This is a genomic window from Azospirillum sp. TSH58 (genome assembly GCF_003119115.1).
GTDB lineage: Bacteria > Pseudomonadota > Alphaproteobacteria > Azospirillales > Azospirillaceae > Azospirillum.
The window spans coordinates 1,913,248-1,925,568 of record NZ_CP022364.1 but is presented as its reverse complement, the minus strand read 5'-3'; the positions used below and the strand labels follow the sequence as shown (position 1 = coordinate 1,925,568).

General features: G+C 69.4%; 9 protein-coding genes and 1 tRNA gene. 9 read left to right on the top strand and 1 reads right to left on the bottom strand.

The genetic code is table 11. From position 1 onward, the window contains the following. Window positions 1-81: 81 nt before the first annotated feature. Window positions 82-2,832 (bottom strand): preprotein translocase subunit SecA, encoded by a 2,751-nt coding sequence (secA, locus tag TSH58p_RS12600; RefSeq protein WP_109070644.1) that lies wholly within the window; start codon window positions 2,830-2,832, stop codon window positions 82-84. Between the two features lie 449 nt (window positions 2,833-3,281). Here secA and TSH58p_RS12595 point away from each other — a divergent pair, with 449 nt between their 5' ends. The 9 genes from TSH58p_RS12595 (at window position 3,282) to TSH58p_RS12555 (ending at window position 12,305) form a co-directional block, all read left to right on the top strand. Continuing rightward, on the top strand, window positions 3,282-4,226 hold the full coding sequence (locus TSH58p_RS12595) for a peptidylprolyl isomerase (RefSeq protein ID WP_109070643.1): 945 nt from the start codon (window positions 3,282-3,284) through the stop codon (window positions 4,224-4,226). A gap of 158 nt (window positions 4,227-4,384) precedes the next feature. Then, window positions 4,385-5,623: a bifunctional glutamate N-acetyltransferase/amino-acid acetyltransferase ArgJ gene (gene argJ / locus TSH58p_RS12590; protein ID WP_109070642.1), complete on the top strand. Its 1,239-nt coding sequence runs from the start codon at window positions 4,385-4,387 to the stop codon at window positions 5,621-5,623. Window positions 5,624-5,639: 16 nt separating this feature from the next. Then, window positions 5,640-6,158 (top strand): GNAT family N-acetyltransferase, encoded by a 519-nt coding sequence (locus TSH58p_RS12585; RefSeq protein ID WP_109070641.1) that lies wholly within the window; start codon window positions 5,640-5,642, stop codon window positions 6,156-6,158. Next, the gene (locus TSH58p_RS12580; protein ID WP_109070640.1) at window positions 6,158-6,601 is read left to right on the top strand and encodes a (deoxy)nucleoside triphosphate pyrophosphohydrolase; all 444 of its coding nucleotides are present in this window, start codon (window positions 6,158-6,160) and stop codon (window positions 6,599-6,601) included. The genes TSH58p_RS12585 and TSH58p_RS12580 overlap by 1 nt, the downstream gene beginning before the upstream one ends. A gap of 440 nt (window positions 6,602-7,041) precedes the next feature. Beyond that, window positions 7,042-8,982, top strand: coding sequence for a DNA helicase RecQ (gene recQ / locus TSH58p_RS12575; RefSeq protein ID WP_109469231.1), 1,941 nt, complete (start codon window positions 7,042-7,044; stop codon window positions 8,980-8,982). An 81-nt stretch (window positions 8,983-9,063) separates the two neighbouring features. Next, window positions 9,064-9,138 (top strand) — tRNA-Thr (locus tag TSH58p_RS12570). An 83-nt stretch (window positions 9,139-9,221) separates the two neighbouring features. After that, window positions 9,222-10,808: a glycosyltransferase gene (locus TSH58p_RS12565; RefSeq protein WP_109469230.1), complete on the top strand. Its 1,587-nt coding sequence runs from the start codon at window positions 9,222-9,224 to the stop codon at window positions 10,806-10,808. Between the two features lie 155 nt (window positions 10,809-10,963). Further along, on the top strand, window positions 10,964-11,347 hold the full coding sequence (locus tag TSH58p_RS12560; RefSeq protein WP_109469229.1) for a hypothetical protein: 384 nt from the start codon (window positions 10,964-10,966) through the stop codon (window positions 11,345-11,347). Window positions 11,348-11,393: 46 nt separating this feature from the next. Beyond that, window positions 11,394-12,305 (top strand): DMT family transporter, encoded by a 912-nt coding sequence (locus tag TSH58p_RS12555; protein ID WP_109469228.1) that lies wholly within the window; start codon window positions 11,394-11,396, stop codon window positions 12,303-12,305. Window positions 12,306-12,321 lie beyond the last annotated feature (16 nt).

Genomic DNA, 12,321 nt, shown 5'->3' with positions numbered 1-12,321 from the left:
CGGGGGCGCAAAAGGAAAGGGCCGGACCTTGCGGCCCGGCCCCTCCCGGAACATCCCCGGCGGCGTTCTTCGCGGCGGCGCTTACGCGACCTTGCCGTGGCAGTGCTTGTACTTCTGGCCCGAGCCGCAGGGGCAGGGCGAATTGCGCGGCGTGTTCGCCCAGGCGTTGGGATCGGCGCCCGGCACCACCGAGGCGGCGGCCTCGCGGCGGACCATGCCGGCGGGCAGCGGCGCGTCGGCCGGCGGATAGCCCTGGGCGGCCCCGGCTCCCGCTTCGGCCATCGCCAGCGCCGGGTCGTCGCGGCCCTCATGCATCTCCTGCGGCGGACGGGCGTACAGCTCCTCCGGCTGCGGGGCGATGCGGATCTCGACATGCATCAGCACGGCGGTCACCTGCTCGCGCAGGGTCGACAGCATGGTCTCGAACAGCTCGAAGGCTTCCCGCTTGTACTCGTTCAGCGGGTCCTTCTGGGCGTAGGCGCGCAAGGAGATGCCCTGGCGGAGATGGTCGAGCTGGAGCAGGTGATCCTTCCATTCCTGGTCGAGGATCTGCAGCAGCAGGCTCTTCTCCACGTGGCGCATCGTTTCGGCGCCGTAGGTCTCCACCTTCTCCGCGTATTTGCGGTCGGCGGCCTCGCGGACGCGCTCCTCGATCTCCGGCTCGGCGATGCCTTCTTCCTTGGCCCAGTCGGCGACCGGCAGGTCCATGCCCAGGAGACGGTTCACCTCCTCGTGCAGGCCGGCGATGTCCCAGGCCTCGGAGTAGGAGTTCGGCGGGATCGCCTTGTTGACCATGTTGGAGATGACCTGATGGCGCATCTCCAGGACGGTCTCGGCGATGTCCTCGGTGTCCATGATCTCGCGGCGCTGCTCATAGACGACCTTGCGCTGGTCGTTCATGACGTTGTCGAACTTGAGCAGGTTCTTGCGGACCTCGAAGTGGTGGGCCTCGACCTTGGTCTGGGCCTTCTCCAGCGCCTTGTTGATCCAGGGGTGGATGATCGCCTCCCCCTCCTTCAGGCCCAGGCGCTGGAGCATGCCGTCCATGCGCTCCGACCCGAAGATGCGCATCAGGTCGTCGTCCAGCGACAGGAAGAACTTCGACGCGCCCGGATCGCCCTGGCGGCCCGAACGGCCGCGCAGCTGGTTGTCGATGCGGCGGCTCTCGTGCCGCTCCGTGCCGACGACGTAGAGGCCGCCGGCCTGCTTGACCAGTTCGCGCGCCTCGGCCACCTCGGCCTCGATCTGCTTGATCCTGGCGTCGCGCTCCGGCCCGTCCGGCAGGTTGGCCAGCTCCATCTGGATGCGCATCTCGACGTTGCCGCCGAGCTGGATGTCGGTGCCGCGGCCGGCCATGTTGGTGGCGACCGTGACGGCGCCCGGACGGCCCGCCTGGGCGACGATGTAGGCTTCCTGCTCGTGGTGGCGGGCGTTCAGCACGTTGTGCGGGATGCCGCGCTTCTTCAGCAGCTCGGCGATCAGCTCGGACTTCTCGATGGAGGTGGTGCCGACCAGCACCGGCTGCTGGCGCTTGCGGGCGTCCTCGATCAGGTCGATGATCGCGTCGTACTTCTCCGACGCCTTGCGGTAGACCTCGTCGTCCATGTCCTTGCGCTGGACCGGCACGTTGGTCGGCATGTCCACGACCTCCAGGCCGTAGATCTCCGCGAACTCCGCCGCCTCAGTCATCGCCGTGCCGGTCATGCCGGCCAGCTTCGGGTAGATGCGGAAGTAGTTCTGGAAGGTGATGGAGGCGAGCGTCTGGTTCTCGCGCTGGATCGTCACCTTCTCCTTGGCCTCCAGCGCCTGGTGCAGGCCTTCCGAATAGCGGCGGCCCTCCATCATGCGGCCGGTGAACTCGTCGATGATGATGACCTTGTCGTCCTTGACGATGTAGTCCTTGTCGCGCTGGAACAGCGTGTAGGCGCGCAGCGCCTGCTGGGCGTGATGGACCAGCGCCACGTTCTGGATGTCGTAGAGCCCGCCCGACTTCAGCAGCCCGGCCTCGGCCAGAAGCTGCTCCATGTGCTCCTGCCCGGCCTCGGACAGGCTGACCGTGCGGTTCTTCTCGTCCAACTCATAGTCGTCCCGCGTCAGCTGCGGGATCAGCCGGTCCACCTGCACGTACATCTCCGACGAATCGGTCGACGGGCCGGAGATGATCAGCGGGGTGCGCGCCTCGTCGATCAGGATCGAGTCGACCTCATCCACGATGGCGAAGTTGAAGGGCCGCTGGACCATGTCCTCCAGGCGGAACTTCATGTTGTCGCGCAGATAGTCGAAGCCGAATTCGTTGTTCGTGCCGTAGGTGATGTCGGCGGCGTAGGCGGCGCGGCGCTCATCGTCGTCCAGCCCGTGCACGATGCAGCCGGTGGTCAGGCCGAGGAAGCCGTAGATGCGGCCCATCCAGGCGCTGTCGCGCGAGGCCAGATAGTCGTTCACGGTGACGACGTGGACGCCCTTGCCTTCCAGCGCGTTCAGATAGACGGCCAGCGTCGCGACCAGCGTCTTGCCTTCGCCGGTGCGCATCTCGGTGATCTTGCCCTGATGCAGGACCATGCCGCCCATCAGCTGCACGTCGTAGTGCCGCTGCCCCAGCACGCGCTTGCCCGCCTCGCGCACGGTGGCGAAGGCGTCGGGCAGGATGGCGTCGAGCGTCTCGCCCTGCGACAGCCGGCCGCGCAGCCAATCGGTGCGGGCGCGCAGCGCGTCGTCGGAGAGCGCCGCCAACTCGGGCTCCAGCGCGTTGATCTGCTGGACGGATTTTTGCAGCGCCTTGACGGTGCGCGTGTTGGCGGTGCCGAAAATCTTGCGGGCGAGAGCACCGAACATGAAAACCTCGGGGGTGGAACGTCGTGAAGCCGGCTTTTTGACCGGTCTCACATAGGCCCGAAGCAAGTTTCTGTCAACGAGACCCGCCCCTTTGCCCGGCCCTTTGAGGGGTGCATCGCGGGGGTGCCGGCCCTGCATGGGGCGTGGATCGGCGTGTGGCGCGCCCTGGAAGCACCACCGTTCCGCCGCCATATCGCCTTGAACACGATTGAAGCAAGGGGCCGAAGCAAGGCGTCACGGCCGCGCATCACGACCGCTTGCCCCGCGCCGCGAACCCATGCTTAATCCCCCGCGGATTCGGGCGCGGGGCCGGATCGTCCGCACAGCCGCCGCCAATCAACTGCCGCCGCCAATCATAAGACGTTCTGTCACACCCTTGCCTGTCATGCCCCCTTGCCTGTCATGCCATTGACCGTGACAAGACACATCCGCCGGAAGGAAAAGACTCCATGGTGAATCGAGTGTTCCGCGCCGCCCTGCTGTCGATGGCCGCCTGCGGCCTCGCGCTGGCCGCACACGCCCAGACTCCGGCTCCCGCCGCTCCGGCCGCCCCCGCGGCCTCGGCCGCTCCCGCCCCGGCGGACGCCGATCCGGTGGTGGCGCGCGTCAACGGCGAGGCGGTCCACCGCTCCGACGTCCAGCGCATGGTCGCCCAGCTTCCGCCGCAGGTGCAGCAGATGCCGCTGGAGATGATCTACCCGGCGGTGATCGAACAGCTCGTCAATTCCAAGCTGGTGGCGGAGGCCGGCTACAAGGCCAACCTCGCCGGCACCCCGGAGGTCAAGGACGAGATCAAGCGCGCCGAGGAGCGCGCGGTGCAGCGCGCCTACATCCAGAAGGAAGTGCAGTCGCGCATCACCCCGGCCAAGCTGGACGAGGCCTATCAGGCCTTCCTGAAGCAGAATCCGGCCCAGGAAGAGGTCAAGGCCAGCCACATCCTCGTCGAGAAGGAGGACGAGGCCAAGGCGATCATCGCCCAGCTCAAGAAGGGCGGCGACTTCGCCAAGCTGGCCAAGGAGAAGTCGAAGGACCCGGTGGCCGCCGAGCAGGGCGGCGATCTCGGCTACTTCACCAAGGACACGATGGTCGAGCCCTTCGCCGACGCCGCCTTCGCCATGAAGAAGGGCGAGGTGAGCAAGGAGCCGGTGAAGACGCAGTTCGGCTGGCACATCATCAAGGTCGAGGACAAGCGCACCCAGCCGCAGCCGACCCTGGACGAGGTGAAGCCGCAGCTTGAGCAGCAGCTGAGCAAGGACATCGTGACCAACGTCGTCGACGATCTGCGCAAGGTCGCCAAGGTCGAGACCTTCCAGCTCGACGGCTCGCCGATGCCGAAGGAAGAGCCGGCCCCGGCCACGGATGCCCCGAAGGCGGAAGAGCCGAAGAAGAACTGAGGTCCGGCAACGCTTGCCCCCACCCCGGCCCTCCCCCGCTGACGCAGGGGAGGGAGCCAATCCCCTCCCCTGCGTCAGCGGGGGAGGGTCAGGGAGGGGGCAAGCGCCCACACTCCAACACCCCCACCCCCGCACACCAGCCCCAAGAGCCCGTCCCCATGGCCACGACCGTCTCCCCCTTGGCACCCGCCGGCTTCCCGACGCTCCCGCCCGTGGCGGGCGTGCGCATCGCCACCGCCAACAGCGGCATCCGATACAAGGGCCGCGACGACCTGATGCTGGCCGTGCTCGACGAGGGCACGACGGTGGCCGGCGTGCTGACCAAGTCCCTGACCTGCTCCGCCCCGGTGATCTGGTGCCGCGACAGCCTGCCCCGCGGCTCGGCCCGCGCGGTCGTGGTCAACGCCGGCAACGCCAACGCCTTCACCGGCAAGGCCGGCGACGCCACCGTCAAGGCGACGGTCGAGGCCGCGGCCGCGATCGCCGGCTGCGCCACCGACGAGGTCTATGTCGCCTCCACCGGCGTGATCGGCATCCCGCTGGCCGCCGACGCCATCGCCAAGGTGCTGCCGGGCATGGTCCCGGCGCTGAAGGCCGACTCGGCGGCGCTGGAGGCCGGGGCGCGGGCCATCATGACCACCGACACCTTCGCCAAGGGCTCGACCCGTCAGGTCGCCATCGGCGGGACGACGGTGACGATCAGCGGCTTCGCCAAGGGCTCCGGCATGATCGCCCCGGACATGGCGACCATGCTGGGCTTCCTCTTCACCGACGCGGCCATCGCCGCCCCGGCGCTGCAGTCCATGCTGTCGGAGTTCACCGAGCGCAGCTTCAACGCCATCACCGTGGACGGCGACACCTCGACCAGCGACACGCTGCTGCTGTTCGCCACCGGCAAGGCCGGCAACGCTCCGGTGACCGACGCCAAGGCGCCGGAGCTGGCCGACTTCCGCAAGGCGCTGGAGGAGGTGATGCTCGACCTCGCGCTGCAGATCGTGCGCGACGGCGAGGGGGCGACCAAGTTCGTCTCCATCACGCTGGTCGGCGCCGAGAGCGACGCCGCCGCCAAGCGCATCGCGCTCACCGTCGCCAATTCCCCGCTGGTCAAGACCGCGCTGGCCGGCGAGGACGCCAACTGGGGCCGCATCGTCGCCGCCATCGGGCGGGCCGGCGAGCGGGCCGACCGCGACCTCATCAAGATCACCATCGGCGGCACGCTGATCTGCGCCGAGGGCATGGAGGTTCCGGGCTACGACGAGGCGCCGGTCGCCGCCCACATGAAGGGCCAGGAGATCGACGTGCACATCGACCTGGGCATCGGCACCGGCAAGGCCCGCGTCTGGACCTGCGACCTGACCCACGGCTACATCGACATCAACGGCTCCTACCGCAGCTGAGACCGGCCTTGACGCCATGACCGGCGCGCCCCTGCCCGACCGCCTCGACACGGCGCGGCTGACGCTCCGCCCCTTCCGCGCGGAGGACGTGGAGCGCTTCGTGCCGCTGATCGGGGACTGGGAGGTGGCGCGCTGGCTCGCCCGCGTGCCCCATCCCTACGGCCCGGAGGACGGGCGCGCCTGGGTCGCCCTGGCCGCCCGCAACCGGGCGGAGCGCGCGTCGCTCGACCTGCTGGCGGTCCTTAAGGACGATGGGCAACCGGTCGGCGGCATCGGCGTGATCCTGGCGGACGGCGAGGTCGGCTACTGGCTGGGCCGGCCGCACCAGGGGGCCGGCTATGGCGCGGAGATGCTGCGGGCCGTCGTCCCCGCCGCCTTCGCGCTGGGCCTGCCCCGCCTGTGGGCGCGGATCGCCCCGGAGAACCACCGCTCCCGCCGCGTGCTGGAGAAAGTCGGCTTCACGCCGCAGGGCGTTGCCGACCATTACGAACTGACCGCCGGACGCTGGCGGTTCCTTACCCGGGAGACCGCCTGATGCCGGCCTGCTTCGATCCCTCCTCCACCCCGGCGCCCGGTTCCCTGCCGACCCTGCTGGTCGTCGCGGTGGCCCTGGTGGACGCCGACGGCCGCGTCCTGCTGGCCCAGCGCCCACCCGGCAAGTCGCTGGCCGGGCTTTGGGAGTTCCCCGGCGGCAAGGTCGACGCGGGCGAAACCCCGGAGGCCGCCCTGGTCCGCGAGCTGAAGGAGGAGTTGGGCATCGACACGGCGGCGAGTTGCCTCGCCCCCTTCACCTTCGCCTCGCACAGCTATGAAACGTTCCACCTGCTGATGCCGCTGTTCGTCTGCCGCGTCTGGGAAGGCGACGTGACGGCACGGGAGGGGCAAAAGCTCGCCTGGGTCTACCCGAACCGCATGGGCGACTACCCCATGCCCCCCGCCGATGTGCCGCTGGTGGCGATGCTGCGCGACCTGTTGTAGCCGGTTGGGGATTTGCAACGCCGAGGAATTGCGCTACCTTGTCGGGAGTGGCCGGCAGGTGCTGTGAACACCCACCGGCACGCTCCTAGTGCTTAGCGCACGGTGATGCGGATTTCGATCCGCCATCGCCGCCACTGGAGCACCAGGAAAAAGGGCATTTTGGGCATGCCTCTTTCTCCTTTTGAAACGGCGGGTGGCCGATTCCACCCGCCGTTTTCACCTTACACACGATCGGATGCATTCGCTCCACAGATTTTCCCGCATCGCGCGATGCGCCACCCTTGTCCCCATACCCATTCCGGATTGCGTCTTCACGAATCGGGCGATCTGTGCCACATCATAGCCGTCGTGTTCGGGATCGCATCCTGGCCACCAGATTTTGACCCGACCACCAGATTCTGAATCGTCCAGAGACGGACCCGCATCTGAACCGCATCGGCGTGGACTCGCTCTTCAATTTCAAGGCCCCTCCGGCGGAGCCGGCCCAGGACCCTGACGGCAACCCCGCCCTGGAGGTGCTGCGGTCGGTCTTCGGCTATTCCGCCTTCCGCGGGCAGCAGGCCGACATCATCGCCCACGTCATCCGTGGCGGCGACGCGCTCGTCCTCATGCCCACGGGCGGCGGCAAGTCGCTGTGCTATCAGGTGCCGGCGCTGGTGCGCGACGGCGTGACGGTGGTGGTCTCGCCGCTGATCGCGCTGATGCGGGATCAGGTGACGGCGCTGCGCGAGCTGGGCGTTCGGGCGGCCTTCCTCAACTCCTCCCTCGACGCCGCCGAGGCGCGCGAGGTGGAGCGGGCCATGGTCCGCGGCGAGATCGATCTCGTCTACGTGGCGCCGGAGCGTCTGGTCACCCCGCGCTTCCTCGACCTGCTGGACCGCACCCGGCTCGCCCTCTTCGCGCTGGACGAGGCGCATTGCGTCAGCCAGTGGGGCCACGACTTCCGGCCCGAATATCTCCAGCTCTCCATCCTGCACGAGCGGCACCCGACCGTGCCGCGCGTCGCGCTGACCGCCACGGCGGACGCGCAGACCCGCGCGGAGATCAAGGACAAGCTGGGGCTGACCGAGGCCCGCGTCTTCCTGTCCAGCTTCGACCGGCCCAACATCACCTACCGCGTCGTCCCGAAGAAGAGCGAGCGCCAGCAGATGCTGGCCTTCCTGCGGGAGAACCACCCCGAGGACGCCGGCATCATCTATTGCATGTCGCGGGCGAAGGTGGAGGACACCGCCAACTGGCTGAACCAGCAGGGGCGGGAGGCGCTGCCCTACCACGCCGGCCTGCCGCCGGAGGTGCGCGAGGCGAACCAGGACCTGTTCATCAAGGGCGAGGGCATCGTCATGGTGGCGACGGTGGCCTTCGGCATGGGCATCGACAAGCCGAACGTGCGCTTCGTCTGCCACCTCGACCCGCCCAAGAGCCTGGAAGCCTATTATCAGGAAACCGGCCGCGCCGGTCGCGACGGTCTGCCCGCCGACGCCTGGATGAGCTACGGCATGGCCGACGTGGTCGGCCTGCGCCAGATGCTGGAGCAGTCGGAGGCCGGCGATTCCCACCGCCGCGTCGAGCGTTCCAAGCTGGAGGCGCTGCTCGGCTTCTGCGAGACCTCCGCCTGCCGCCGCAAGGTGCTGCTGAACTATTTCGGCGAGACGCTGGAGGCGCCCTGCGGCAACTGCGACACCTGCCTGGAGCCGGTGGAGACCTGGGACGGCACCGTCGCCGCGCAGAAGGCCCTGTCGGCGGTCTACCGCACCGGCCAGCGCTACGGCGCCGGGCACCTGATCGACGTGCTGCTGGGCAACGCCACGGAAAAGGTGGCGCAGCAGGCCCACGACGCGCTGAAGACCTTCGGCTGCGGCAAGGAGCTGTCGAAGGCGGAATGGCAGTCGGTCTACCGCCAGCTCGTCGCCGCCGGCTATCTGACGGTCGACCTCGAGGGCTACGGCGGCTTCCGCCTGACCGACGCCGGCATCCCGGTCATCAAGGGCCAGCAGACGGTGAAGCTGCGCAAGGACCCCGTCGTGGAGAAGCGCCGCGGCGTCCACGACGCGCTGCGCCGCCACGTCTCCCGCGGCGGCTCCGCCTCCTCCAGCAGCTTGGCCGCCGGCCTGTCCGGCGAGGGCGTGTCGCGGGCCGGTGCGCGCGGCGCCCTGTCGCCCGCCGACGACGCGCTGTGGCACGCGCTGAAGGACTGCCGCACCGAGCTGGCCCGCGCACAGGGGGTGCCGCCCTACGTGATCTTCCACGACAGCACGCTTCTGGAGATGGTCGCGACGCGCCCGATGGACCGCGCCGCTTTCGCCCGCCTGCCCGGCGTCGGCGCCCGCAAGCTGGAGCGTTATGCCGACCCCTTTTTGGACGTCATCCGCCAGAAAGGATAATTTTATCCATCTCCCAAAAAAGCGCTTGCACCGGTCCGCCCCCCCGGTTAATTTCCGCGCCCACGACGCACCGACGTCGGCGCCGCAGTAGCTCAGGGGTAGAGCAACTGATTCGTAATCAGTAGGTCCGGGGTTCAAATCCCTGCTGCGGCACCACTCTAAGGCCCTGGAAGGTAACGCCTTCCGGGGCCTTTCCATATGTGGCATGACTTCATCGCGCCCTTTTCCCAGCAAGGCCGATGTCCCAACCGCCCACAACCGCCCTCATCACCGACCTCGCCGCCGTGTTGCGCCGGCCTGTGACGAGCGGGCGGGACCTGAAGGCCGTCGAAACCCTTTGCGCGGCCTTTCTCGACCGGCCCAGGGCCGAGCGGGCGCGGGCGGCGCGCGAGTTGCCCCGGCTGTCGCGGGGAGCGGATACCGTCCTGCTGCTGTCGGTCATGGCCGCCGTCTCGGGCGACCTGCGCTATTACGACGAGCTGCTCGACGCGGTGGAGGGCAACATCGCGCAATCCGGGCTGGAAGGACTGCTGCACATCCACGCCGGCATCGGGCGCCAGCTCTTTCTGATGCGCATGAACCCCGAGAGCCGTCCCGGCTTTTTCGAGGAGCGGCAGTTCCCCTTCTACCGCCGCATCCTCGACGAGATCCGCCGCCGTCAGGCCATCGTCCCGCCCGCCCGCCGGGCCGGGGGAGCGGACAGCGGGCGGGTCGTGCTGGTGACCAACCAGTTCCTGTCGCTGCGCCACCAGCCGTCGCGCGACCTGCTGTCCTACGCCGCCCTCCTGGAGGACCGCTGCGGGCGGGAGGTGGTGATCCTCAACACCAACATCATGCCCGCGGAGGTCCACAGCCTGTTCGTGCCGTCCTTCGCGGCGTCGGTGGAACCCGCCTTCTCCGGAGATCAAAGAATCGAGGCGGATGGGCGCGCCTTTCGCATGCTGTCCTCCGTCGAGCCTTGCGTCAGCCCCGGCAAGATCGCCTGGTTCCTGAAGGCCATCGCAGCCCTTGACCCCGACGCGGTGCTGTCGCTCGGCGGGTCGTGCGTCGTGGCCGACCTGATGGCCGGGGCGCGCCCCACCCTGTGCATCCCGACCACCACCGGAGCCACCCTGTCGCTCGCCGACATCGTGCTGGATTTCGGCGGCGGCGCGGCCCCCGCTCACGGGCCGCTGGCCCGGTCCTGGCGGCCCTTCCGCTTCCTGCATTCGCTGGCCGGTGCGGCGCCGCGGGCGGACGCCGCGCGCGCCGCCTTCGGGCTCGACGAGGGCGCCTTCGTCTGCGCCGTCGTCGGCAACCGGCTGGACGCGGAGGCGGACGGCGCCTTCCTCGCCATGCTGGAGGCTCTGCTCGACCGGGTGCCGCGCGCTGTCGCCGTCTTCGCCGGGCAGGCTGACACACTGCCCCGGCGGCTGGCCGCCGCGCGCCACGCCGGGCGGCTGCGCTGCCTGGGCTATGTGTCGGACATCGGCGCCCTGCTGGCGGTCTGCGACGCCTATGTGAATCCCCGGCGGACCGGCGGGGGCGCCAGCGCCGCCGAGGCCCTGGCCGCCGGGGCGGTGCCGCTGTCGCTTCCCGGCGGCGACGTCGCCAGCGTCGTCGGCCCGCGCTTCACCCATCCCGACTATGGCGCTTTCGTCGAGCGGCTGGCCGCTCTGGCCGCCGATCCCGCCGCCTTGGCCGCCGCCGCCGCGGAGGCCCGCGTCCAAGGGTCGCGGCGAACCGGGCCGGAGGAGGCCGCCGCCGACCTGTCGCGCTATCTCGACGAGGCGGCGGCGCTGTTCCGCGACCGGCGGCCCTCGACGGAGGGATCGGGGAAGGATTGATCCGGGCCGGCGCCGTCAACCGCTTTATCGCACAGGCAAAGCAAACTCCCGGCTTGCTTTGGCGCCGGTGCCTTTCCAATATTCCGCGCTCCCCGACCGGGCGTCCGCTGGGACGCCACGGCGGGTGTCTTATTTTCTGCAACGAGGACCTTTTCATGCGCGCCTTCGACGGCCAGCATTCCGACAACGTCGCCATCAAGCGCACGCGGGAGCAGAAGCAGCTTCAGCTCCAGCAGTTGAAGGAGCAGCTCGCCACCCTGAAGTCCCACGCGGCCCCGGCGATCCGTGAAGCGCTGATGAAGCGCATCGCCGAGCTGGAGGTGGAGATGCGCCAGCCGCCGAAGCCGCCGCGCGAAGGCCGCGGCGACGGTCCCCGTGGCGAGGGGCGCGGCCCCCGTGGTGATGGTCCCCGTGGCGACCGCCCGCGCCGCGAGGGTTTCTCCCGCAGCGAGAGCTTCCGGTCGGATGGCCCGCGCGGTGACGGTCCGCGTGGCGATGGACCGCTTTCGCCCTTCGCCTCCCCGCGCCGCCGCGGCTGAGCCGCGGAACCTCCCTTGACGCGTCCAGACCGATGAGTCGCCAGCCGTGAGCGAAAACGCCAGTCCCGTCCGCCGCCGTCTGTTCGATCAGGCGTGGCTCCTGATGATGTTGCCGCCGCTGTTCTGGGCCAGCAACGCCGTCCTGGGCCGCGCGGTGTCGGGCGAGGTCCCGCCGGTCGGGCTGGCCTTCTGGCGCTGGACGCTGGGAATGCTGCTGGTGCTGCCCTTCGCGTGGCGGCACCTGCGGCACGACGCGCGGGCGCTGGCCGCCCAATGGCCGGTCGTGCTGCTGCTGTCGGCGCTGGGCATCGCCGTCTTCAACACCTTCCTCTATGTCGGGCTGCACACCACCACGGCGCTGAACGCGGTGATGATGCAGTCCTCCATGCCGGTGCTGATCGTGCTGATGAGCCTGGCCCTGTTCGGCGACCGCGTGACCCCGCTGCAAGGGGTGGGCATCGCCGTGTCGCTGGCCGGCGCCCTGACGCTGATCGCGCGGGGCGACCCGGCGGTGCTGATCGGGCTGCAGCTCAACGCCGGGGATTTGTGGGTGCTGGCGGCGGTGCTCGGCTACGCCGCCTACACCGCCCTGCTGCGCCGCCGCCCGACGGTGCACGGCCTCAGCTTCATCGCCGTCACCTTCGCGGGCGGGGCGGCGATGCTGCTGCCCTTCTACCTGTGGGAAAGCATCGGCGGAAACCCCATGCCGATCACCCCGACGGCGCTGGGGGCGGTCGCCTACGTGGCGTTGTTCCCGTCGATCGCCGCCTATCTCTGCTTCAACCGCGCCGTGGCCCTGGTCGGCGCCAACACGGCGGGGATGTGCATCCATCTGATGCCGGTGTTCGGGAGCATTCTCGCCATCCTGTTCCTCGGCGAGCAGCCCCACCTCTACCACGCCGCCGGCATCGGCCTGATCGCGGCGGGCATCCTGTTGGCGACCCGCCGGAAAGGCTGAGGCGGGGACGCAGAAG

What these genes read in the sequence shown, in the direction of transcription:
- secA (WP_109070644.1), bottom strand. Translation starts at nt 2,832, where the DNA reads ATGTTCGGTGCTCTCGCCCGCAAGATTTTCGGCACCGCCAACACGCGC.
- TSH58p_RS12595 (WP_109070643.1), top strand. Translation starts at nt 3,282, where the DNA reads ATGGTGAATCGAGTGTTCCGCGCCGCCCTGCTGTCGATGGCCGCCTGC.
- argJ (WP_109070642.1), top strand. Translation starts at nt 4,385, where the DNA reads ATGGCCACGACCGTCTCCCCCTTGGCACCCGCCGGCTTCCCGACGCTC.
- TSH58p_RS12585 (WP_109070641.1), top strand. Translation starts at nt 5,640, where the DNA reads ATGACCGGCGCGCCCCTGCCCGACCGCCTCGACACGGCGCGGCTGACG.
- TSH58p_RS12580 (WP_109070640.1), top strand. Translation starts at nt 6,158, where the DNA reads ATGCCGGCCTGCTTCGATCCCTCCTCCACCCCGGCGCCCGGTTCCCTG.
- TSH58p_RS12565 (WP_109469230.1), top strand. Translation starts at nt 9,222, where the DNA reads ATGTCCCAACCGCCCACAACCGCCCTCATCACCGACCTCGCCGCCGTG.
- TSH58p_RS12560 (WP_109469229.1), top strand. Translation starts at nt 10,964, where the DNA reads ATGCGCGCCTTCGACGGCCAGCATTCCGACAACGTCGCCATCAAGCGC.